The sequence below is a fragment of the Streptomyces sp. SID13666 genome, from assembly GCF_010548325.1.
GTDB lineage: Bacteria > Actinomycetota > Actinomycetes > Streptomycetales > Streptomycetaceae > Actinacidiphila > Actinacidiphila fildesensis.
The window spans coordinates 42964-64752 of record NZ_JAAGLX010000033.1 but is presented as its reverse complement, the minus strand read 5'-3'; the positions used below and the strand labels follow the sequence as shown (position 1 = coordinate 64752).

Sequence of the window (21789 nt, the reverse complement as noted above, 5' to 3'; positions counted from 1 at the left end):
CGAGCACGCCTGGTGCATATGCAGAGGGCAAGGCCTGCGGCAGTCGGCAGGGGTGTCGGAGTTTTCCCGACCCGTCATCGAAGCCGCATTCCGTGGCGGGCGGTACGCCCGTCCCCCGACAGAGAGGAACGATCACGGTGACGACTCTGGACGACCGGCGCATAGCGGACCCCACCCTGGAGACGACGCGACTGCGCGTCGTGCTCCTGCTGGACGTCCTCGACGGCCGACAGGAGCGCTTCCTGGAGGCGTACGAGGAGATCAGGCACCAGGTGGCCGGAGTACCGGGCCACGTCAGCGACCAGCTCTGCCAGTCGCTCGGAAATTCGTCCCAATGGCTCATCACCAGCGAATGGGAGGGCAGCGAGCCCTTCCTGGCCTGGGTGGAGAGCGCGGCCCACCGCAAGATGGTCGAACCGCTGCACGGCTGCGTCCGGGACACCACGTCCCTGCGCTTCGTGATCGCCCGGGAGACCCCCGACCCGCTGGACCCCCCGGCCCGCCCGGAGCGGCGTGCGGCCCGGCCGGGCCCCGCCAAGGGGAAGGCCGCCGCCAAGCGCGCCGCCGGCACCGACCCGCTGCCGGCACCGCCGCTGTGCTCCGGCGGCGTCGTGCGCCACGCGATCACCTTCACCGTCAAGCCCGGCAGCGAACCGGCCGTGGCCAAGATCCTGGCCGGCTACCGCTCGCCGCAGGCCCGCGTCGACGACACCACGCAGCTGCGCCGCACGTCGCTCTTCATGCACGGCAACCGCGTCGTGCGGGCCGTCGAGGTGACGGGCGACCTGGGCAACGCGCTGCGGCACGTCGCCGCCCAGCCCGAGGTCAGGGCCGTCGAGGAAGCGATCAACCCGTATCTGGAGGAGGCCCGGGACCTCACCGACGGGTCGTCCGCCCGCGCCTTCTTCGCCCGCGCGGCGCTCCCCGCCGTCGAGCACGTCACCGGCTCCGCGACCGCCCCGGACAACGGCGTCACCCGTCGGGCGTACTTCTACCCGGTCAAGCCCGGCCGCGGCGAGGAGGCGGCCCGCCTGCTCGCCGAGCTGGACGCGGCCGCCGCCGCGGACCCCGGGCAGCGGCTCGTGGGCAGCACGGTCTTCCACCGCGACGACGTCCTCGTCCGTGTCGTCGACCTGGCGGAGCCGCAGCGGCGCTCGCCGGCCGGCGAGCTCGCCGATGTCGTGCCCGAGGAGCTGAACCGGCTGCTCGACCTCGGCAAGCACCACGACCCGTCCGCCGCCGGTGAACTCTCGTACGGAGTCGCGGCGATGGACCTCATCACCGACCGCCGGGCGCAGGCCGCCTGAAACCCCCAGCGCGTCCGGCTCCGCAACCGGACGGCACCGACCAAGGAGCGGCCATGACACCTCAGCAGGCACGTATCGTCCACCTCGACGACACCAGCCCCAACACCCGGCGTGGCGGAGACATCCGCGCCGTCCTCACCCCGACGTCCGTAGGCTCCACGAGCGGCTTCATGGGGTTGGCGATCATCCAGCCCGGTGAGCAGATCGCGGAGCACTACCACCCGTACTCCGAGGAGTTCGTCTACGTCGTCTCGGGCGCGCTCGAAGTGGACCTGGACGGCGTCAGCCACTCGCTCCGCCCGGACCAGGGGCTGCTGGTTCCCCTCGACGTCCGGCACCGCTTCCGCAACGTGGGCACCGAAGAGGCCCGGATGGTCTTCCATCTGGGGCCGCTCGCGCCCCGGCCGGAACTGGGCCATGTGGACACCGAGGAGACCGAGCACGTCCAAGCCGGAACGATGGCTCCCCCCGACCCCGCGGGGGCGAGGACGTGACCCGGCGGGTGGCGGTCACCGGACTGGGCGTGGTCGCCCCCGGCGGCGTGGGGGTTCCTGCCTTCTGGGACCTGCTCACCGCCGGGCGTACCGCGACCCGGGGCATCACGCTGTTCGACCCCGAGGGCTTCCGCTCCAGGATCGCCGCGGAGGTCGACTTCGATGCCGCCGCCTGCGGTCTCGGCCCGGACCTCGAGAAGCGCGCCGACCGGTACGTCCAGTTCGCGCTGGTCGCCGCCCGCGAAGCGGTCCGGGACTCGGGGCTCGACATGGAGGCCCAGGACCCCTGGCGGGTCGGGGCCTCCCTCGGGTCGGCCGTCGGCGGTACCACCCGGCTCGAACACGACTACGTGAAGGTCAGCGACTCGGGTGGGCGCTGGGACGTACGGCCGGAAGGTGCCGGACCGCATCTGCACCGGGCCTTCTCGCCCAGCGCGCTCGCCTCCGAAGTGGCCGAGGACCTCGGCGCCAAGGGCCCGGTCCAGACGATCTCGACGGGCTGCACGTCAGGGCTGGACGCGGTGGGCCACGCCTTCCACGCCATCCAGGACGGCAAGGCCGACGTGATCGTCGCCGGAGCCGCGGACTCACCGATCTCCCCGATCACGGTGGCCTGCTTCGACGCGATCAAGGCGACCTCCACACGCAACGACGACCCCGCCCACGCCTCCCGTCCCTTCGACGCCGAACGCGACGGGTTCGTCCTGGGCGAGGGCGCCGCCGTGCTGCTCCTGGAGGAATGGGAGCACGCGCAGAAGCGCGGCGCCCGGATCTACTGCGAGCTGCGCGGCTTCGCCACGTTCGGCAACGCGTACCACATGACCGGTCTCACCACCGAGGGCCTGGAGATGTCCCACGCCATCGACCAGGCGCTGGACCAGGCCCGTATCGACCGGACCGAGATCGACTACGTGAACGCGCACGGCTCCGGCACCGTGCAGAACGACCGGCACGAGACGGCGGCCGTGAAGCGCTCCCTGGGCGCGCACGCGCACACCGTACCGATGAGCTCGATCAAGTCGATGGTCGGGCACTCGCTCGGCGCCATCGGGGCGATCGAACTCGCCGCCTGCGCCCTGGCGCTGACCCACGGCGTGGTGCCGCCGACCGCGAACTACGACACCCCCGACCCCGACTGCGATCTCGACTACGTGCCGAGGACCGCGCGCACCGCCCCGCTGCGGTCCGTGCTGTCGGTCGGCAGCGGCTTCGGCGGCTTCCAGTCCGCCGTGGTGCTCGGGCACGCGGAGAGGAGCCCGTCATGAAGCGAACGTCACCGGATCGGAGCACCACCGGCCGGCAGACCGTGGTGACCGGCCTCGGCGTCATCGCGCCGAACGGCGTCGGGACCGACGCCTTCTGGAAGGCCGTCCAGCAGGGCGTGTCCGTGCTCGGCCCGGTCACCCGCGAGGGCTGCAACGAGCTGCCGCTGCGGGTCGCCGGAGAGGTCGCCGGGTTCGACCCGGCCCTCCTGGTCGAAGGCCGCTATCTGGTCCAGACCGATCGCTTCACGCACTTCGCGATGGCGGCGGCCGATCTCGCCCTCGGCGACGCCCAGCTGGAGCACGACCCGCAGTCGCCCTTCGCCATCGGTGTGGTGACCGCGGCCGGCTCCGGCGGCGGCGAGTTCGGCCAGGGCGAACTGCAGCAGTTGTGGGGCCAGGGCCCGCACTTCGTCGGGCCGTACCAGTCCATCGCCTGGTTCTACGCCGCGAGCACCGGCCAGATCTCCATCCGGGGCGGCTTCCAGGGCCCCTGCGGAGTGCTCGCCAACGACGAGGCCGGCGGCCTCGACGCGTTCGGACACGCCTGCCGCACGATCCGGCGGGGCACCGACGCGGTCGTCGTCGGCGCCACCGAGGCGCCGCTGGCCCCCTACTCGGTCGTCTGCCAGCTCGGCTACCCCGAGCTCAGTCTCGCCAAGGACCCGCACCGGGCCTATCTGCCGTTCACCGACGACGCCTGCGGATTCTCGCCCGCCGAAGGCGGCGCGATGTTCGTGGTCGAGGAGGAGTCCGCGGCGCGCCGCCGCGGCGCCCCGGTCCGGGCCGTGGTCGCGGGACATGCGGCCACGTTCACCGGCACCGCGGGCTGGGAGCACTCCCGGCCGGGTCTGGCGCGGGCGATCCAGGGCGCGCTGGACGAGGCGGGCTGCTCCGCCGAGGACATCGACGTGGTCTTCGCCGACGCCCTCGGCGTACCCGCGGCCGACCAGGCCGAGGCACTGGCGATCGCCGACGCCCTCGGCCCGCACGCCGCGAACGTCCCCGTCACCGCGCCGAAGACCGGCTTCGGCCGGGCGTACTCCGCGGCGTCGGCACTGGACGTCGCCACCGCGGTACTCGCCCTGGAACACGGCGTGGTGCCCCCCACCCCCAACATCACCGAGGTCCGCCACGACCTCGACCTCGTCACCGGCGAGGCCCGCGCCACCGAACTGCGCACGGCCCTCGTCCTGAGCCGCGGCTTGATGGGCTGCAACTCGGCCCTGGTGCTGCGCCGCGTTCCCGACGACCGGCGCTGACGGGAACGGCGCGCCCACCGGGCGCCGTTCCCGCGTCCCCCGACCGCTGTTCCCCGGAGCTGTTCCCCCGAGCCAAGGAGAAACCAGTGATGAACGGACCTGTCACGTTCGATGAGCTCGCGTCCCTGATGAAGGGCCGCGCCGGCCTGTCCGTCGACCCGGGCGAGATGGAGAAGAGGCCCGAGGCGACGTTCGAGGAGTTCAACCTCGACTCCCTCGGCCTGCTCGGCATCGTCTCCGAGCTGGAGAACCGCTACGGCCGGCAGATCGGCGACGAAGCGGACTCGTGCAAGACCCCGCACTCCTTCCTGCAGAGCGTCAACGCCCAACTCACCCTCGGAGCCTGACATGACCGGACACACCGACAACGAGATCGTCATCAACGCGCCCTTGGACCTCACCTGGGAGCTCACCAACGACCTCGAACGCTGGCCGACGCTGTTCAGCGAGTACGCGTCCGTCGACGTGCTCGAGCGCCAGGGCGACACCGTCACCTTCCGGCTGACGATGCACCCCGACGAGAACGGCACGGTCTGGAGCTGGGTCTCGGAGCGGGAGGCCGATCCGAAGACGTTCACCGTAAAGGCCCGCCGCGTGGAGACCGGTCCCTTCGAGCACATGAACATCCGCTGGGAGTACCGGGAGGTGCCGGACGGCACGTCCATGCGCTGGCTGCAGGACTTCGCGATGAAGCCCACCGCGCCGGTCGACGACGCGGGCATGACCGACCACATCAACCGCAACTCGCTGATCCAGATGGAACGCATCCGCGAGCAGGTCGAGCAGCACGCCCGGGTCGTCTGACCGACCCCGCTCCGACCCCGAAGGGACCACCCCGATGCACCGTTCGCTCATCGTCGCCCGTATGCGGACCGACGCCGCCCCCGACATCGCCGAGGCCTTCGCCGCCTCCGACCGCGGGGAACTGCCGCGCCTCATCGGTGTGACCGGGCGCAGTCTGTTCCAGTTCGGCGACCTGTACCTGCACCTGATCGAGGCGGACCGGCCGCCCGGCCCCGAAGTGGCCCGGTTCAAGGGCCATCCGGAGTTCCGGGACGTCAGCGACCGGCTCGCCGCGCACGTCCAGGCGTACGACCCGGCCACCTGGCGCGAGCCCAAGGACGCGATGGCCCGCGAGTTCTACCGCTGGGAGCGCAGCGACGCCGACTAGTTCGGAGCAGCCTGGGGCCGGATCTCCGGCCCCAGGCAACTTGCGTTGCCCGCACGTTCGAGCCCTGCACGGCAGGCTGGAAGGACACCACCTCCCATGGTCGAGGTCGAGATTCCCCACAACGCCGAGCCCCCGGCGTGGGTGCGGTGCGACAGCTGCGTCACGCTCATCTACGCCAAACGCTTCACCCGGGCACTCAAGGTGTGCCCCGACTGCGGTTCCCATACCCGGCTCACCGCCCGTCAACGGCTGGAGCACCTGCTCGACCCCGGAACCGCGGTACCGCTGGACCCGGTCGAGTGCGTACCCGACCCGCTGGGCTTCTCCGACACCCGCCCGTACGTCGACCGGCTGGTGGACGCGCGGGCGGCGACCGGACAGCGGACGGCGGTGCTCTGCGCCCGCGGCACCATCGAGGGCCAGCCGGTGGTGGTCGCCGCGATGGACTTCGGGTTTCTCGGCGGCAGCCTCGGCTGCGGTGAGGGCGCGCTGATCACGGCGGCGGCGCACACCAGTCTGCGGATGCGCGTCCCCCTGCTGCTCGTCACCGCCTCCGGCGGCGCGCGGATGCAGGAGGGCGTGCTGTCGTTGATGCAGATGGCGAAGACCACCAACGCCCTGGCCGAGCTGGACGAGGCCGGGATCCTGGTGATCTCGCTCATCACCGACCCGACCTACGGCGGCGTGGCCGCCTCGTTCGCGACGCTCGCGGATGTGATCATCGCCGAACCCGGTGCGCGGCTGGGCTTCGCCGGGCCGCGGGTGATCGAACACACCACCGGCGAGACGCTCCCGGAGGGCTTCCAGACCGCTGAGTTCCTGCTGAGCCACGGACTGGTCGACGACGTCGTGCCGCGGGCCGCACTGCGGGCGACGCTCGGCCAGCTCCTCGCGCTGCAACCGGCCGCGGACCCGGAACCGGATGCGGCGGCGACCGCGGCTCCCGCCGCGACGGCCACTGACAGCGGAGCCATCCTGCGCCGGCCGGAAGAACTGGCCGGCGCCGACCCATGGGCGACGGTGCAACTCGCCCGCCACCCGGACCGCCCCACGACGCTGGACTACGCCGCGCACCTGCTGGACGGCTTCCACGAGCTGCACGGTGACCGGATCGCGGAGGACTGCGCGGCGGTGGTCGGCGGCCCGGGGCTGCTGAACGGCCGGCCCGTCATGCTGATCGGCCATCAGAAGGGCGGCACCGGACTCGTGGAGCGCAAGCGCCGCAAGTTCGGTATGCCGAATCCGGGCGGATACCGCAAGGCGGCCCGGCTGATGCGGATGGCCGCGAAGCTCGGACTGCCCGTCATCACGCTGATCGACACCCCCGGCGCCAACCCGGGTCCCGACGCGGAACGCACCGGCCAGGCCGGTGCCATCGCGGCGAACCTGCGGCTGATGGCCCGGCTGCCGGTGCCGATCGTGGCCGTCGTCACCGGCGAGGGCGGCAGTGGCGGCGCGCTGGCGCTGGCCGTCGCGGACCGGGTGCTCATCAGCGCCAACGGCATCTACTCGGTGATCAGCCCGGAGGGCTGCGCCGCCATCCTCTGGAAGGACGCGTCGGCGGCGCCGACCGCCGCCGAGGCCCTGCGCGTCGATGCCCGGCAGCTGCTCGAACTCGGCATCGTCGACGGTGTCGTGCCGGAACCGCCGGGCGGTGCGCACACCGACCACCCGCAGTCCGCCGCCCTGCTGGGCGCCGCGCTGACCGCGGCGCTGAACGAACTGGACCCCTGGGAGCCGGAGCGGCTGCTGCGCGACCGCAGCAGCCGATTCCACCGCTTCGGGACCGCACACAACCTGAGCGTGGAAAGAGGTGCGCTGTGAAGCCGGACCACGAGCAGCGGAACAGCAGTGACGGAAACCCCCCGGCGGACGGCCAGGTGCCGGGCGCACCGCCGGTACCGGACGCGGTGACGCGCGACGCCGTGATGCCGGACGCCGCGATGCCGGCCGGAGCGGTGCTCGACGCCGTGTGCCGCAGTGTCGTGCGGCTGAGCGGGACCACCGCCCATCCGCCGTCCCGCATCCGGATGCAGGACGGCCAGATCACCGTCGAGGTCGAGTGGCCGGACCCGGCGGCCCTGAGCCGTCCCGCGCCGGCCGCCGGCGCTCCGGTCGCCGCCCCGGAATCCGACGCCGCGCCCGCCGGGGACGGCGAGGCGCTGGACTACGTCCGGGCGCCCATGGTCGGCACGTTCTACCACGCGAGCTCCCCGGACGCGCCGCCGTACGTGTGCGTCGGCGATGTGGTCGCACCGGGTCAGCCGGTAGGTGTTCTGGAGGCCATGAAGCTGATGAGCACCATCACGGCGGAGGTCGGGGGCCGGGTGACCGAGGTGCTCGCGCCGAACGGGCAGCCGGTTGAGTTCGACCAGCAACTGATCGCGCTGGAGCCGGTGGACGCGGAAGCGGGTGCGGATGCGGACCCGGTCGCGGTCCGTGAGCCGGCGGCCGTCTCCGGGCCGTCGAGGTGACGCCCGTGTTCTCCACCGTCCTGATCGCCAACCGGGGGGAGATCGCCCTGCGGGTGGCCCGCACCTGCCGTGAAATGGGCATCCGTACGGTCGCGGTGTACTCCACCGCGGACCGCGACTCCGCGGTCGTGCGGTTCGCGGACGAGGCCGTGCACATCGGCGCGCCGCCCGCCAAGGGCAGCTACCTCAACGTCCCCGCCGTCATCGAGGCGGCGCTGCAGACCGGCGCGCAGGCCATCCACCCCGGGTACGGCTTCCTCTCGGAGGACCCCGACTTCGCCGAGATCTGCGAAGCGCACGACATCGTCTTCATCGGGCCGCCCCCGCAGGTCATGCAGCAGCTCGGCGACAAGGCGGCGGCCCGCTCCCTGATGGCGCAGGCCGGGCTGCCGGTACTGCCCGGCAGCATGGACGCGCTGACCTCGCCGGCCGAGGCGAAGGAGCTCGCCCGGCAGGTCGGCTACCCGGTGATCCTCAAGGCCGTCGCGGGCGGTGGCGGCCGCGGCATGGCCGTGGTCCGGTCCGCCGACGACCTCCGCCTCGCCTACAACGAGACCCGCGCCCACGCCCGGGCGGTGTTCGGCGACGACCGGCTCTATCTCGAACGGTTCGTCGACGACGCCCGCCACATCGAGGTGCAGGTGCTGTGCGACCGGCACGGCAACGCCGTCCACCTGGGCGAGCGCGACTGCTCGGTGCAGCGCCGGCACCAGAAGCTCATCGAGGAGGCGCCGGCCACCGGGCTGCCGCAGGAGCTGCGCGAGGCGATGCTGGCGGCCGCCGTCCACGGAGCCACGGCGGTGGGCTTCGTCGGGGCCGGCACGTTCGAGTTCGTCGTGACGCCGGACGACCGGTTCTATCTGATGGAGATCAACTGCCGTCTCCAGGTGGAGCACCCGGTCACCGAACTGGTCACCGGAATCGACATCGTCCGCGAACAGATCACGGTGGCCGCCGGGCGGCCGCTGTCGTTCCGGCAGAGCGACATCACCCTGCGCGGCGTGGCCGTCGAGTGCCGCGTCAACGCCGAGAACCCCGACAACGAGTTCTCGCCCACTCCCGGGCTGCTGTCCGAGTTCGTGCCGCCCGGCGGCCCGTTCGTACGGGTCGACACGCACGCCTACCCGGGCTGGCCGGTCGGGCCCGACTACGACTCGCTGCTGGCGAAGGCGGCCGTGTGGGCTCCGGACCGCGAACAGGCACTGGCCAGGATGGACCGCGCGCTCAGCGAGTTCCGGGTGAGCGGACCCGGTGTGCACACCACGCTCGGCTTCCTGCGCAGGACGCTGGCGCACCCGCTGTTCCAGGCGGCGCTGCACACCACCGGGCTGGTCGGCGCGATGACCGCCGAGGAGGCCGACCGGGACGGCGACACGAGCAAGGAATCCGTACCGGTCGGCTGACCGGACCGTACGACGCACTGTGCGCCACGCCCCTCAGGGGCGTGGCGCACAGTGCGTGGTGACGGTGACGGCCCCTAGACGGGGACGACGGCCTCGAACGCGTGCAGGTAGGGGTTGACCGGGCGGATCTGGCCGACAGCGAGCCCGGCCTCCTCCATCAGGGCGGCCATGCTGACCTTGGAGTGCTTCGCGCCCCCGACGTTCAGGAGCAGCAGCAGGTCCATGGCGGTGGTGAACCGCATCGACGGGCTGTCGTCGACCAGGTTCTCGACGACCAGCACCCGGGCGCCGGGGCGCGCGGCCTTGACGATGTTGGCCAGGGTGGCGCGGGTGCTGGCGTCGTCCCACTCCAGGATGTTCTTGATGATGTACAGGTCCGCCTGGACGGGGATCTCGTTGCGGCAGTCGCCCGGGACGAGCCGGACACGCCCGGCCAGCGGGCCGCCGTCCCGCAGCCGCGGGTCCGCGTTCGCGATCACCTTGGGGAGGTCGAGCAGGGTCCCGCTCAGCTCCGGGTTCCGCTCCAGCAGACAGGCGAGCGCCAGCCCCTGGCCGCCGCCGATGTCCGCGACGCTCGACACCCCGGTGAGGTCGACGAACTCGGCGAGGTCCTCTGCGGACTGCCTGCTGGACGACGACATCGCCCGGTCGAACACCACGGCCGACTCGCTCGCGTCGGTGTGCAGGTAGTCGAAGAAGTTCTTGCCGTACAGCTCGGGGAAGACGTCCTTGCCGGACCGGACCGCGTCGTCGAGCAGCGGCCACGCGTCCCAGGTCCACGGCTCCGTGCACCACAGCGAGATGTACCGGAGGCTGTCGGGGGAGTCCTCGCGCAGCAGCCGCGACATCTCGGTGTGCGTGAAGCGGCCGTCCTCCGTCTCCGCGAACAGCCCGTAGCACGACAGCGCACGGAGCAGCCGGCGCAGCGGCTTGGGCTCGGCGTTGACCTCCTGGGCCAGTTCCTCGACCGTCGCGGGGGTGTCGCCCAGGGCATCCGCGACCCGCAGCCGGGCCTCGGCGCGGACGGCCGCGGCGCAGGCGGCGCCGAACACGAGTTCCCGCAGGCGCATGCCGGCGTGCGGGGTGATGGCGGATGCGGATGCGGGTGCCGCGGGGACGGGTGCGGTGGAAGGGGTGGTCGTCATGGGGCTGCCTCTCCTGGGGATCGGAAGGGTGTCGGACGCGGCGCGGCGGACCACTCGGTCAGCAGCGGCCCACCGGAGCTGAGACCAGACAGTGGTTTCCGTTGAAGGTGTTGCCGAGGCCGGTGTCCCGGTCGGACAGGTCGGCCGGACCGTTGCGGAGCGCCGTGTTGTCCTTGACGGTGTTGCCGGAGTTGGGACCGCCCGCGAAGCTCGGGAACAGCACGACGCCGCCGGACAGCGGTGAGGTCCCGACGTTGTCGGTGATCCTGTTCAGCTCCACGGTCGTGTTCTCCACGCCGGTCAGGACGATTCCGGAGCCCTGGATGACCGGCAGCCGGCTGTTCGCCGGGCAGAACTTGTTGTTCGCCACCACCTTGTTGAGACGGATGCCGATCGCTCCCGCCCTCGGCGTCCCCTCGTCCCCCACGACGAAGACGCCACCGCAGTTGCCGGTCATCGTGTTGTTCTCGACCGTCAGATTGCGGACCCGCCGTGCGACGACGCCGATCCGGTTCCCGGAGACGTCATTGCCGCTGATCATCGCGCTCTGGGTGTCCAGGGCGCCGCCTTCGCCGCTGGTCAGGTTCGCCATGAAGATGCCGGCCTGCCCGTTGTTCCGTGCCCGGTTCATGGACAGCCGGGCGCGGGTCGACTTCTCGACGCTGATGCCGTACTGGCCGTTGTCCTGGGCGAGCACGAAACGCACGCTCAGTCCGTCGGTGTCGGACGCGTTGATCGCGTGCTTCGTGAACCCGGAGACCGCCAGCGACTCGACGGTCACACCGGTGACCGGCTGGTCCGCCGTTCCGGTGACGCAGATCCCGTAGCCGCCCGCGGCGCAGGTGTTGCCACCCGGTACGGCCGGAGGGGTGATCAGCGTCCGGTCGCCGGAGCCGCGGATCGTCAGATTCGGGATCGTGACCTGAACGCTCTCCTGGTACGTGCCCGGCAGAACGAGGACCGTGTCCCCGGGTTTCGCCCGGTTCACCGCCTCTTGGATCGACTGACCCTTGCTGACGAGAAGTACGCTCTCCGCCTGTACGGGCGGCGCCGCCGCCAGCCCTACGGCGGCGACGCCGACAGCAGTACCCACCAGTTGATGAAACCGTCGCGTAGCCATGACCGGAACCCGCTCTCCAGGATGGTCCTCCCGTAACAGCGCCGGGCTCGGCGACGGATCCGAGGGACGTTCGACAGCGGCACCGCATTCCTCGCCCGTACAGAGCGTGCGCCCGCCGGTTCGAAGCTATGGGTGATCATCAGGCCCCGCCACTCATAGTCGACCGCCCGGGAAGAGCGCGTTCAGCCGAGCGTGTCCAGCGCGTCGAGTGCGGCCAGGATGTCGGCGGGTTCGGCGCGCACGGTGTAGTCGGACCTGACGAAGGCCCAGCGGATGACGCCGGAGCGGTCGATGACGTAGGTGGCGGGCAGCGGCAGGGTGCGGGCATGGCCGCCGTTGACCCGCTGGAGCTCGAAACCGAACCGGTCGTACACCTCGCCCAGTTCGCCGGAGAGGTCGAACGCGATGCCGAACCGGTGTGCGACGTCGGAGCCGATGTCGCTGAGAACGTCGAAGGTGAGTTGCTCCTTCTCGGTGATGGAGAGGGTCTCGTCCGGGATCTGCGGCGAGACGGCCACCAGGCGGGCGCCGCGGGCGGTGACGGCGTCCTGGTGCAGTTGCAGGGAGCGCAGGGCGAGATTGCAGTACGGGCACCAGGCGCCGCGGTAGAAGGTGAGGACCACGGGTCCTTCGGCGAGCAGCGCGTCCAGCGCGATCTGCTCCCCGGTGGCTGCCGGAAGGGTGAACCGAGGAGCCGGCGCACCCGGGCCCAGGGCGCGCTCCGCCAGGCCGGACGCGGCGAGCTCGGACCCGCCCCGGTCCATGACCTCGAGCAGCTCGGCGGGGAGTTTCCGGGGTCCGTTCTCGTACAGGTCGCGCAGGTCGCGCAGCTCATCCTGGAGGCTCACGATCGCCGTCCTCTCTCTGTGCAGGGGAGTGCGGAACACATCCCGAACATCTTGGAACACTCGTTCCAGGATGATGGCGGGTCGGTTCGCACGTCAAGGGTTATCTTGGAATCACCATTCCAAGTACTCGGGAGCGGTGAGTGATGCCCGACATCAAGCACTTCGATCCGGACACGGCGCTGGAGCGCGTCGAGCGGCTGTTCTGGCAGCACGGCTCGGACAAGGCGTCGATCCAGGCCGTCGCCACCGCGACGGGGCTCAGCCGGTCCAGTCTGTACACCACCTTCGGCGACAAGCGGGAGCTCTATCTCGCCGCCCTGCGCCGCTATCTGCTGCATCGCGCGCAGCCGGCGTTCCGCGAACTGGCGGAGGACGGGCGGGGCCTGCCCGCCGTGCGGGACTTCTTCGCCGGTCTGATCGAGGCCCGCTGCTCCGGTGAGTACGCCGGATGGGGCTGCATGGTCGTCAACGCCCATATCGGCCCCGAGGGCAGCGACCCCGCCGTCCGCGCCCTGCTCGACGAACACCACCGGCTGCTGCGGGACGCGCTGTGCGCGGAACTCGAGACGGCCCGGCGCCAGGGGCAGCTCGCCCCGGGCGTCTCCCCGGACGCCGCCGCCGAGACGCTGGCGCTGCTCGCCTACGGCGTGAACCTGCGCTCGCGCGGCGGAGCGGACGCGGAGACGCTGATCGGCACCGTCCAAGCGGCCCTCGAACTGCTCGGCCGGCGGGAGCGCGGTCGGTAAGCCGTCGTTCGATTAATAACAAGCCCTGTGGCTTGTTTTCCCGTCGCCGACGAAAGGCCCAAAGCGCCGGCGGAGGAGGGGGCGCCCCTCATCACCGGTATATGTCCTGGTCGTTAAGTAGATCTTGTTCAACTTCTTGACGCGAACACGTCGTGCGCTAAGAATCCAACACGATCCTGTTGGGTGAGAGCGCTCTCATCTCGCTGGTTCGAAGGCATCCCTGGGGATGATCGCTTGCCTTCGGCTGTGAGGTGAAAGCGCGACCTGCCCGGACCAGTACTTCCCTTTCGCTTCGTGAACAGAAGAAGGGATACCAGTTTCCGATGCGCAGAACCCCACTTCCGCGCCTTGATCGGCCCCGACGGCGCTGGAGCCGCAGCGCCACCGCACTCGCCTCCGCCGTCGTCCTGGTGCTCGCGGGACTGTTCGGTCTCACCGCCGTCGCGGGGAACGCGGCGGCCGGCCCGTCCGACTACACGCAGAGCGTCACCGCTACCGGTTCCACTCAGGCGCGGATCACCTTCACCCCCACGACGACCGCGCTGTACGTCGATGTGCACTACCAGGTGAACGGCGCCGGCCAGCAGAACTTCCGGATGACCAACAGCGGGGGCAGTTGGACCCGCACCGTCGATCAGCTCTCGACGGGCTCGGTCCTCACCTACTGGTTCACCTACGAGAAGGGCGGACCGCAGTACGACACCCCCCAGTTCACCTACACCCAGGGCGGCGGCGGAACGACCGGCGGCACCACGGGTGGCGGCGGTGGCGGGCAGCCGGTGCCCGGGACCATACCGCTGAAGATCACCAACAACTCGGGGCGCGGTGGCAGCGTCTACATCTACGACCTGGGCACCCAGCTGTCGAGCGGTCAGCAGGGCTGGGCGGACGCCAACGGCGGGTTCCACGCCTGGCCGGCGGGCGGCAATCCGCCGACCCCCGCCCCTGACGCGTCGATCCCCGGCCCCGCCTCCGGGCAGTCGGTGACGATCCAGATCCCGAAGTTCTCCGGCCGGGTCTACTTCTCCTACGGCCAGAAGCTGGCGTTCAAACTGACCACCGGCGGTCTGGTGCAGCCCGCGGTACAGAATCCGAGCGACCCGAACCGCAACATCCTGTTCAACTGGTCGGAGTACACGCTCAACGACAGCGGGCTGTGGATCAACAGCACTCAGGTGGACATGTTCTCCGCGCCTTACGCGGTCGCGGTGCAGTCCACCACCGGGGCCGGCCAGACCACGGGCCATCTGAAGCCCGGCGGATACAACGCGGTCCTCAACGCGTTGCGCGGCCAGTCCGGTGGCTGGGGCGGGCTGATCCAGACGGCGCCGGACGGTTCGGTCCTGCGGGCGCTGGCGCCGGGGCACGGCATCGAGTCCGGTGCGCTGTCCAACGGCGTCCTCGACGACTACATCAACCGGGTGTGGCAGAAGTACTCCACCTCGACGCTCACCGTGACGCCCTTCGCCGACCAGCCGAACACGAAGTACTTCGGCCGGGTGTCGGGGAACGTCATGAACTTCACCAACACCTCAGGGGCGGTCGTCACCAGCTTCCAGAAGCCCGACGCCGACAGCGTCTTCGGCTGCTACAAGCTCCTGGACGCCCCCAACGACCTGGTGCGCGGCCCGATCTCCCGCACGCTGTGCGCGGGATTCAACCGCTCGACACTGCTGGTCAACACCGGTCAGCCCGACGCGAGTTCCGCGAACTTCTACCAGGACGCGGTGACCAACCACTACGCGCGCTTCATCCACGCGCAGATGGCCGACGGGAACGCGTACGCGTTCGCCTTCGACGACGTCGGCCACCACGAGTCGCTGGTGCACGACGGCAGCCCGCAGCAGGCATCACTCATCCTCGATCCCTTCAGCTGACGTCGCCTCCCCGGAACCCATCCGCACCTCTCGTACATCGCGTACGTCTCGGAGCTCTGCAGAAAGGCCACGACCGCCCATGAGGAAAAACGTCCCGCCCGAAACCGCGTCGAGCGCCGCGCGCCGTATGCGGCGTGTTCCGCTCACTGTCTTCAGTGCTCTGCTCATGCTGGTCGCCGGCGCCCTGGGTCTGTCCGTATCGGGCGGGTCGGCCGCCGCGGCGCCGGCGCCTCCGGCCGGCTGGACCACGGTCTTCAGCGATGAGTTCAGCGGCGCGTCGGGCAGCGGTCTCAACAGGGCCAACTGGCTCTACGACATCGGTACCAACTACAACTACCCGGGTGCGGCGCCGAACTGGGGGACCGGTGAACTGGAGACGGCGACCGATTCAACGGCAAACGTCTACCAGGACGGTGCGGGCCATCTGGTGATCAAGCCGATCAAGGACGCCGGCGGGCACTGGACCTCCGGCCGGATCGAGACCCAGCGCACCGACTTCGCCGCCCCGGCCGGCGGTCAGCTGCAGATCAGCGCTTCCATCCAGCAGCCCAACCCGGCACACGGACTGGGCTATTGGCCGGCGTTCTGGGCGATGGGCGCCGCGGCCCGCCCGGTGGGTGCGACCAACTGGCCGAACATCGGCGAGCTGGACATCATGGAGGACGTCAACGCGCTGAGTCAGCACTCGACCACCTTCCACTGCGGTGTCTGGGCCGGCGAGTGCCATGACCCGGACGGCATCAGCAGTGGGCTGCAGGCGTGCGGCGGCTGCCAGACCGGGTTCCACACGTACTCGGTGATCGTGGACCGTACCAACACCGCTGCCGAGCAGCTGCGGTTCTACCTCGACGGCGGTCTGACCTATCAGGTCAATCAGAACCAGGTGTCGACGGCTACCTGGCAGGCGGCCGTCGACCACGGGTTCTTCGCCATCTTCGATGTGGCGATCGGCGGTTCGTACCCGAACAAGGTCTGTGGCTGCACCTCGCCCTCGGCGGACATCACCTCGGGCGCCGGTATGAGTATCGACTGGTTCGGTGTCTACCAGACCAACGGCGGTGGTACCACGAACGGTGGCACGACCAATGGTGGGACGACGACCGGTGGGACGACCACCGGGGGAGCCACGACCGGCGGGACGACGACCGGTGGTACCACGGGCGGCACCACGGGCGGCACCTCGTCACCCGACTACTCGGCGAGCGCCACCCGGATCAATGCCACTCAGGCGCGGATCTCCTTCACGCCGACCACGGCCGCGCAGTACGTGGACGTGCACTATCTGGTCAACGGGGCGGGTCAGCAGAACTTCCGGATGGCGAACAGCGGGGGTACCTGGACGCAGACGGTCAGTCAGCTTTCCGCGGGCAGCGTCATCACCTACTGGTTCACCTACGAGAAGAACGGTCCCCAGTACGACACTCCGCACTTCACCTACACACAGAGCTGAGCGCCGAAGCCGAGTACGACTGCCGGCCGGTGGGAAGGGCGATCCTCGCGATCGCTGTTCCCGCCGGTCCGCGGCGTTCCGGGCATGGTTGCGCCGAGGCCGCGGGCCGGTCACATGTGGGTACGGAACGGTACCAGGGATTCCGGGTAGGGCTCCGATGTTTATCCAATGGTGATGATCCCTCAACAGGAGTGCCACATCCGGCACTAGCGTCCGGTGGCACCCGGGAAGGCGGTGCCAGCCGCATGTCGGTGCGGATCCTCTGCGCCGACATCCCCCTCCCGGCAAAGCGCAAGGAGGCACTGTGCGGACATTCGTCCGGCGATCCGCCCTCGGCGCGTCCGTCGGTTTCCGGTACACCACGGGAACCGTCCTCGTCATCGGTGCCCTCGCGGTGACGCTCGTGGCGCTGCTGATCCCCATGCAGAAGTTCGGCGGTCAGAATTCCGCGGTGGCCGCTCCTCCGATCACGGACGACGGCCTCGGGGTCGTGAACACGCAGTACGGACCGCTGACCCCGCTCGACCGGGACTTCGTCCGGAAGGTCCGGCTCGCCGGGCTGTGGGAGGGCCCCGCCGGCCACCAGGCGCAGCAGCGCGGCACGCAGGAATCGGTCAGGACCGCGGGGCTGCATCTCATCGACGGGCATGCCGAGTTGGACGCGCGCGTGCTGCAGGTGGGCCAGGCGCTCCATATCGATCTGCCCAACCAGCCGAACTCGGACCAGCAGGGCTGGCTCGCCCAGATGGATGCCGCCACGGGGGCCCAGTACGACCGGCTGTTCGCCAATCTTCTGCGCCGCGCGCACGGGAAGGTGTTCGCGCTCGTGGCGCAGGTTCGGGGGCAGACCCGTAACTCCATGGTCCGGTCCCTGGCCACCAGAGCCAACACCGTGGTCCTCGACCACATCTCGGTTCTCGAGGAAACCGGGCTCGTCGATTTCGGCGCGCTCGCTGACGGGGCCTCGCCCTCCGGGAAGCCAGTGGTCACCGTCACGGCTTCCGCTTCGACTCCGGAACAACGAAGTGAAGTGAAGTGATCTCATGAGCAAAAAGGACCATAAACGCTCCCGCCTGACGAACAAGACCGTCGCGGTGATCACCGCGCTGGTGTTGGGCGCGGGCGGGGTCGCTTTCGTCGCCGCCAACGCCTCCGCCGGCAACTCGCGGCAGGATTCGGCGAAGACCGAGCAGGTGGGGGCGGCCACGATCGCCTGTCCCGATGTGGGGGACCGGCTGCGTGACGTTCCCGACCAGGCCAAGCCGGAGGTCGACAAGAATCTGGCGCAGCTCGACGCGCAGGTCGCGGACTCGTACAAGCAGCTCTCCGCCGGGCAGTGGAACAAGGACACGTCGCTCAGTGAGCTGCAGCAGAAGCGCAGCGGCACGATCGCGAAGATCGACGACGCGATCTCCCAGGTGGCCCAGCCGCCCGCCGGGCTGGACGAGTTGAGTGCCTGTGAGATGAAGGCCACGGATGTGAAGCCCGGTGACACCGGGGGCGGCGGTCAGGATGACGCCGTTGCCGTTCAGGGCCAGCAGGACGGGCAGGGTCAGGCCGTTCAGAACCAGGCTGTGCAGGATCAGAGCAAGAAGCAGGGCAAGGGCCCGTCGAAGGCGGACTTCGTCGACATCACCAAGGTCCAGCCGAACGTGGTGAAGCCCCGTGCCCGTGCCGGTGCGTCCACCGGTTCCTTCACCTCGAAGTGCGGCGTCAACGCGAACAAGCACCTCAATCCGGACAATGTCATCGTGGCACCGGGTGTGAGCAACGGCGCCCACCACATGCACGACTACGTGGGCAACAAGACCACGGATGCGTTCTCCACCAACGACTCCCTCGCGGCGGCCGGCACGACGTGCAGCAACGGGGACCAGTCGGCCTACTACTGGCCCGTGCTGCGCGTGCAGAACGCCGGCCAGGGTCCGGACGTGAACGCGCCGGGCGGTGGCCAGGACGCCAACGTCGGTACGATCCTGCAGCCGAAGACCACCACGATCCGCTTCGACGGCAGCGCCGTCAGCCGGGTGACCGCGATGCCGCGTTTCCTGCGGATCATCACGGGCGACGCCAAGGCCTTCACGAACGGCACGGCCAACGCGAACGCTTCGTGGAGCTGCACCGGGTTCGAGAACCGCCAGCTGAAGGACAAATACCCGATCTGCCCGAAGGGCAGTGACGTGGTGCGTACCTTCACCTTCCAGAGCTGCTGGGACGGCAAGAACATCGACAGTGCCAACCACCGGACCCATGTCGCCTTCGCGGACCGCAACGGTGCGTGCGGCAAGGGGTTCAAGGCGATTCCGCAGCTGGTGGAGCGGGTCACCTACAGCGTCCCGCAGGGCGCGCGGATCGCCGTGGACAGTTTCCCCGAGCAGCTGCACAAGCCGGTGACGGACCACGGTGACTTCGTCGAGGCGATGTCGGACCGGCTGATGCGGCAGGCGGTGAACTGCGTGAACAGCGGCCGCAAGTGCTGATGGTAGCGGGAGGAAGCGTCTCCGGGCCCGCCCGGAGCGGTTTCCTCCGCTAGAACCCTCGGGGCTGGGCGCTCCCCATGCCCCCGCCCGGCCCCGAGACGGGCGATGGCCCCGGAGCCGACTCCGGGGCCACCGCCATGTCGTGCCACAATCCTGCCGACCGACCTGTGCGACGGCTGTGGAACGCGTACGGTTCGGCGCACGTCCCACGGAACACGACTACGGAGCCGGGGCCGAATCCGGAAACAACTCCGTAGTCGCTCGATTGTGCGAGGTGGCAGTGCTGGGCTCTCGCGAAGCCGCGAACGACCGGGAACGCACGGTGGCGCAGGACGCCGTGCCCTCCGACGAGGAGCTCACCCGGCAGCTCAAGGACGGCTACGGCTCAGGCACCGCCAACCCGGCCGCGGGTGACATCCTCTACCGCCGGCACCGCGAGGCCGCGCTCGCGTACGCGCACCGGTGCTGCCGCGATTCGCACGACGCCGAGGACCTGGTGTCGGAGGCGTTCATCCGTACGTTCCAGGCGGTGCGTTCGGGGGCCGGCCCGCTGGGGGCCTGGCGGCCGTATCTGCTGACGGTCGTGCGTCATACGGCCATCGAGTGGGGTGCGGGTGACCGCAAGGCGCTGCTGACGGCGGACTTCGAGTCGTGGTGGCAGCAGTCGGCGGCCGGTACCGATCCGCAGCAGCATCTGCTGGCCAGCGAGGACCGCCAGTTGCTCGTCCGCAGTTTCAACACGCTGCCCGAGCGCTGGCAGGCCGTTCTGTGGCACACGCTCGTGGAGAACGATTCCCTGCCGGAGGTCGCCGCGCTGCTGGGCATCACTCCGAGTGGTGTCACGTCGTTGGCGTTCCGGGCCCGCGAGGGGCTGCGCGAGGCCTATTTGCACGCACATGTGGACAGTGTGGGCGACGACCGGTGCCGGCACTTCAGTGCCATGATCGGTGCGGCGATACGGCGCAGCGGCGCTGTCCGCAGCCGTGAGCTGGCGCGGCATCTGGCGGACTGTGATTCCTGTTCGCGGGCCTACACCGAGCTGCTCGACCTCAACGCGACGATGCGCGCGGCGGTCCCTGCCGGGTTGTGACGCGCCTGCGGCGGATCACGGATGTTTCCGTGATCCGCCGGGGCGGGCCGGCCGGCCCGGGTGGGTCAGAGGCCGTTGACGCGTGCTTCCCGTGCGACGACCAGTGGGCGGAAGCCCACCGCGACGGTGCGCGCCCTTCGGGTGACCCGGGAGCCGCGCCGTCCTATCTCCGCCATCAGCCGGCGGCTGCGCAGGGCCATCTCCAGTTCGAAGCGGGTGCGTGGGTCACGCAGTCCCTGTCCGAACAGCTTCTCCAGTTGACGCATGCGGTATCGCACCGTTTGGGGGTGCACACTCAGGGCTTTCGCCGCCTCCGGTGCGCCGCCGCCTTCGAGCCAGGCCAGCAGGGTCACTTCCAGCCGTTCGCTCTGGCGTGGTGTCAGTCCTGCCAGCGGCCGCAGCCAGCGGGCCGCCAATGCCTTGGCCAGCGGTTCGTCCTGGAGCAACAGCAGGGTGGAGAGGTGGTCGTCGACGAAGACGGGCCGGGCGTCGGGTCCTCCGGGGGCGGGGGTCAGGGTCAGCAGGCGTCGTGCCCAGCGCAGTGACGATGCGGCGTCACGGACCGGGACGGAGTGTCCGACGGCGGTGGAGCGGCCGCGCAGGGCGGCCTCCAGTGCGCCGCGGGTGTCCGGGTCGGGGCTCGGTATCAGCAGGCACGGTCCGTCGCCGCCCATGCCGACCAGGCAGTCGTCCAGGGTCGCCGCCAGTTGATGGGCCTCGCCGGGGGAACTGACGGCGACGGCCCGGACGGTGTCGGGCAGTGGCCAGCCGGCCCTGCGGGCCAGTTCCGGGAGGACCGCGTCCGGTACCTCGGTGGCACCGGTCAGTGCGTTGAACAGGTCCTGGCGTGACCGGTCGAGGGGTGCCGCGGTGGTGGGCAGCTCCTGGGGGATGTCTTCGTCCTTCGGTGGCTTCCGGTAGCCGAGAGCCGTCAGCAGGGCTTCTTCGAGCCCCTGCCTGACCGTTTCGCGGCCCATGTCCTGGAGAAGGTCGGCGAAGCCGGGAATTTCATGCCGAAGCGCCTCGACCATCTCATCTGCCAGTGACGGGAGTTCCTTGCGCAGAACGCGAGTCCATTCGCCACGGGGGAGGGACCAGATGCGGTTAAGAAGTTCGCACATCTCTACCTCGTTCATGCCGGGGTAAGACCTGCCTGGGGGGAGGACAGGTCTTGCGGAGGTTGCCTCCATCGCCGTCGTCCTTGTCCGGCGGAGGAGTTGAGGGTCCTCCTGCGCCCTCCTAGAGGTTGCTTCCCGCCGATGGTCCCGGAGTTTTACCGGGTCTTTACCACCAGGGTGCGGCCGGGCCGGTTTAGACCCGGTCCGGCCGGAACCGGAAGCACTTGGTTGAGCATCTTCCGCAGTTGCACACCGTGACGACGACGGGGAAGCAGGAACTTGTCACGATGCGATAAATCTTGTGGAGATGCTGGGAAGTTGAGCGATGCTGCTGCACCCCGGGTCACTGCTCGTCGGCTGTGGAGGCGATCCCTCCGAGAATCCGCACCGGAGCCGGTCCGACCGCCGTTGTGTTGCGGCGGGTTCCGGCTCCTCATATCCCCGTGCGGGCCTGTGCTGCCCCGGGTCCCACCAGCTGCCGCCAGGCAGCGCCGATATCAACCCCCTGGGCTCCGGGTGCGACTTGCAGTGCTCGGTACCCC

At 70.1% G+C, this 21789-nt stretch carries 19 protein-coding genes and 1 pseudogene; 16 read left to right on the top strand and 4 right to left on the bottom strand.

The window, feature by feature from the left end; genetic code table 11:
* Positions 1–137: 137 nt before the first annotated feature.
* The 10 genes from G3I60_RS31655 (at position 138) to G3I60_RS31610 (ending at position 9373) form a co-directional block, all read left to right on the top strand.
* The gene (locus tag G3I60_RS31655; RefSeq protein ID WP_164296370.1) at positions 138–1307 is read left to right on the top strand and encodes a SchA/CurD-like domain-containing protein; all 1170 of its coding nucleotides are present in this window, start codon (positions 138–140) and stop codon (positions 1305–1307) included.
* 53 nt (positions 1308–1360) lie between these two features.
* Positions 1361–1801, top strand: a complete 441-nt coding sequence (locus G3I60_RS31650; RefSeq protein ID WP_138356898.1) for a cupin domain-containing protein — start codon at positions 1361–1363, stop codon at positions 1799–1801.
* Complete coding sequence (locus G3I60_RS31645) at positions 1798–3066, top strand: beta-ketoacyl synthase (protein ID WP_138356899.1); 1269 nt, start codon at positions 1798–1800, stop codon at positions 3064–3066. Before G3I60_RS31650 ends, G3I60_RS31645 begins: the two co-directional genes overlap by 4 nt.
* Positions 3063–4325: a beta-ketoacyl synthase N-terminal-like domain-containing protein gene (locus G3I60_RS31640; RefSeq protein ID WP_164296350.1), complete on the top strand. Its 1263-nt coding sequence runs from the start codon at positions 3063–3065 to the stop codon at positions 4323–4325. The genes G3I60_RS31645 and G3I60_RS31640 overlap by 4 nt, the downstream gene beginning before the upstream one ends.
* 89 nt (positions 4326–4414) lie before the next feature.
* Positions 4415–4672: an acyl carrier protein gene (locus tag G3I60_RS31635; protein ID WP_138356901.1), complete on the top strand. Its 258-nt coding sequence runs from the start codon at positions 4415–4417 to the stop codon at positions 4670–4672.
* Position 4673: 1 nt separating this feature from the next.
* Positions 4674–5129: an SRPBCC family protein gene (locus G3I60_RS31630; protein ID WP_138356902.1), complete on the top strand. Its 456-nt coding sequence runs from the start codon at positions 4674–4676 to the stop codon at positions 5127–5129.
* Between the two features lie 34 nt (positions 5130–5163).
* Positions 5164–5496, top strand: coding sequence for a TcmI family type II polyketide cyclase (locus tag G3I60_RS31625; RefSeq protein WP_138356903.1), 333 nt, complete (start codon positions 5164–5166; stop codon positions 5494–5496).
* Between the two features lie 96 nt (positions 5497–5592).
* Positions 5593–7320: an acetyl-CoA carboxylase carboxyltransferase subunit alpha gene (locus G3I60_RS31620; RefSeq protein WP_164296348.1), complete on the top strand. Its 1728-nt coding sequence runs from the start codon at positions 5593–5595 to the stop codon at positions 7318–7320.
* On the top strand, positions 7317–7970 hold the full coding sequence (locus G3I60_RS31615) for a biotin/lipoyl-containing protein (RefSeq protein WP_343241567.1): 654 nt from the start codon (positions 7317–7319) through the stop codon (positions 7968–7970). The genes G3I60_RS31620 and G3I60_RS31615 overlap by 4 nt, the downstream gene beginning before the upstream one ends.
* A gap of 5 nt (positions 7971–7975) precedes the next feature.
* Entirely contained in the window at positions 7976–9373 is a 1398-nt protein-coding gene (locus G3I60_RS31610; RefSeq protein ID WP_164296346.1) for an acetyl-CoA carboxylase biotin carboxylase subunit, read from the top strand.
* Between the two features lie 74 nt (positions 9374–9447).
* On the opposite strand, the gene G3I60_RS31605 is transcribed toward G3I60_RS31610, so the two are convergent.
* From G3I60_RS31605 to G3I60_RS31595, 3 genes are all read right to left on the bottom strand, one after another.
* Entirely contained in the window at positions 9448–10443 is a 996-nt protein-coding gene (locus tag G3I60_RS31605; RefSeq protein WP_239070495.1) for a methyltransferase, read from the bottom strand.
* 133 nt (positions 10444–10576) lie between these two features.
* Positions 10577–11611, bottom strand: a complete 1035-nt coding sequence (locus G3I60_RS31600; protein ID WP_343241565.1) for a right-handed parallel beta-helix repeat-containing protein — start codon at positions 11609–11611, stop codon at positions 10577–10579.
* Positions 11612–11820: 209 nt separating this feature from the next.
* Complete coding sequence (locus G3I60_RS31595) at positions 11821–12486, bottom strand: peroxiredoxin-like family protein (protein ID WP_343241563.1); 666 nt, start codon at positions 12484–12486, stop codon at positions 11821–11823.
* Between the two features lie 143 nt (positions 12487–12629).
* Between G3I60_RS31595 and G3I60_RS31590 the strand changes: the two genes are divergently transcribed.
* The 6 genes and pseudogenes from G3I60_RS31590 (at position 12630) to G3I60_RS31565 (ending at position 20129) form a co-directional block, all read left to right on the top strand.
* A complete protein-coding gene (locus G3I60_RS31590) occupies positions 12630–13232 on the top strand; it encodes a TetR/AcrR family transcriptional regulator (protein WP_164296340.1) in 603 nt (200 codons plus the stop codon).
* A 779-nt stretch (positions 13233–14011) separates the two neighbouring features.
* Positions 14012–15109: pseudogene (locus tag G3I60_RS31585) on the top strand (glycoside hydrolase family 64 protein); the annotation flags it as partial.
* A 79-nt stretch (positions 15110–15188) separates the two neighbouring features.
* Positions 15189–16559 carry a glycoside hydrolase family 16 protein gene (locus tag G3I60_RS31580; protein ID WP_239070478.1) on the top strand — a complete coding sequence of 457 codons (1371 nt, stop codon included), beginning with the start codon at positions 15189–15191 and terminating at the stop codon, positions 16557–16559.
* 304 nt (positions 16560–16863) lie between these two features.
* Positions 16864–17598 (top strand): DUF4142 domain-containing protein, encoded by a 735-nt coding sequence (locus tag G3I60_RS31575; protein ID WP_164296338.1) that lies wholly within the window; start codon positions 16864–16866, stop codon positions 17596–17598.
* 4 nt (positions 17599–17602) lie between these two features.
* Entirely contained in the window at positions 17603–19039 is a 1437-nt protein-coding gene (locus G3I60_RS31570; RefSeq protein ID WP_164296337.1) for a DUF1996 domain-containing protein, read from the top strand.
* Between the two features lie 280 nt (positions 19040–19319).
* Positions 19320–20129, top strand: coding sequence for a sigma-70 family RNA polymerase sigma factor (locus G3I60_RS31565; protein WP_343241558.1), 810 nt, complete (start codon positions 19320–19322; stop codon positions 20127–20129).
* A 65-nt stretch (positions 20130–20194) separates the two neighbouring features.
* Here the strand turns inward: G3I60_RS31565 and G3I60_RS31560 are convergent, their stop codons facing one another.
* Positions 20195–21265 (bottom strand): CdaR family transcriptional regulator, encoded by a 1071-nt coding sequence (locus G3I60_RS31560; RefSeq protein WP_232485637.1) that lies wholly within the window; start codon positions 21263–21265, stop codon positions 20195–20197.
* Positions 21266–21789 lie beyond the last annotated feature (524 nt).

What these genes read in the sequence shown, in the direction of transcription:
- G3I60_RS31650 (WP_138356898.1), top strand. Translation starts at nt 1,361, where the DNA reads ATGACACCTCAGCAGGCACGTATCGTCCACCTCGACGACACCAGCCCC.
- G3I60_RS31640 (WP_164296350.1), top strand. Translation starts at nt 3,063, where the DNA reads ATGAAGCGAACGTCACCGGATCGGAGCACCACCGGCCGGCAGACCGTG.
- G3I60_RS31635 (WP_138356901.1), top strand. Translation starts at nt 4,415, where the DNA reads ATGAACGGACCTGTCACGTTCGATGAGCTCGCGTCCCTGATGAAGGGC.
- G3I60_RS31630 (WP_138356902.1), top strand. Translation starts at nt 4,674, where the DNA reads ATGACCGGACACACCGACAACGAGATCGTCATCAACGCGCCCTTGGAC.
- G3I60_RS31625 (WP_138356903.1), top strand. Translation starts at nt 5,164, where the DNA reads ATGCACCGTTCGCTCATCGTCGCCCGTATGCGGACCGACGCCGCCCCC.
- G3I60_RS31620 (WP_164296348.1), top strand. Translation starts at nt 5,593, where the DNA reads ATGGTCGAGGTCGAGATTCCCCACAACGCCGAGCCCCCGGCGTGGGTG.
- G3I60_RS31605 (WP_239070495.1), bottom strand. Translation starts at nt 10,443, where the DNA reads ATGCGCCTGCGGGAACTCGTGTTCGGCGCCGCCTGCGCCGCGGCCGTC.
- G3I60_RS31590 (WP_164296340.1), top strand. Translation starts at nt 12,630, where the DNA reads ATGCCCGACATCAAGCACTTCGATCCGGACACGGCGCTGGAGCGCGTC.
- G3I60_RS31580 (WP_239070478.1), top strand. Translation starts at nt 15,189, where the DNA reads ATGAGGAAAAACGTCCCGCCCGAAACCGCGTCGAGCGCCGCGCGCCGT.
- G3I60_RS31570 (WP_164296337.1), top strand. Translation starts at nt 17,603, where the DNA reads ATGAGCAAAAAGGACCATAAACGCTCCCGCCTGACGAACAAGACCGTC.
- G3I60_RS31560 (WP_232485637.1), bottom strand. Translation starts at nt 21,265, where the DNA reads ATGAACGAGGTAGAGATGTGCGAACTTCTTAACCGCATCTGGTCCCTC.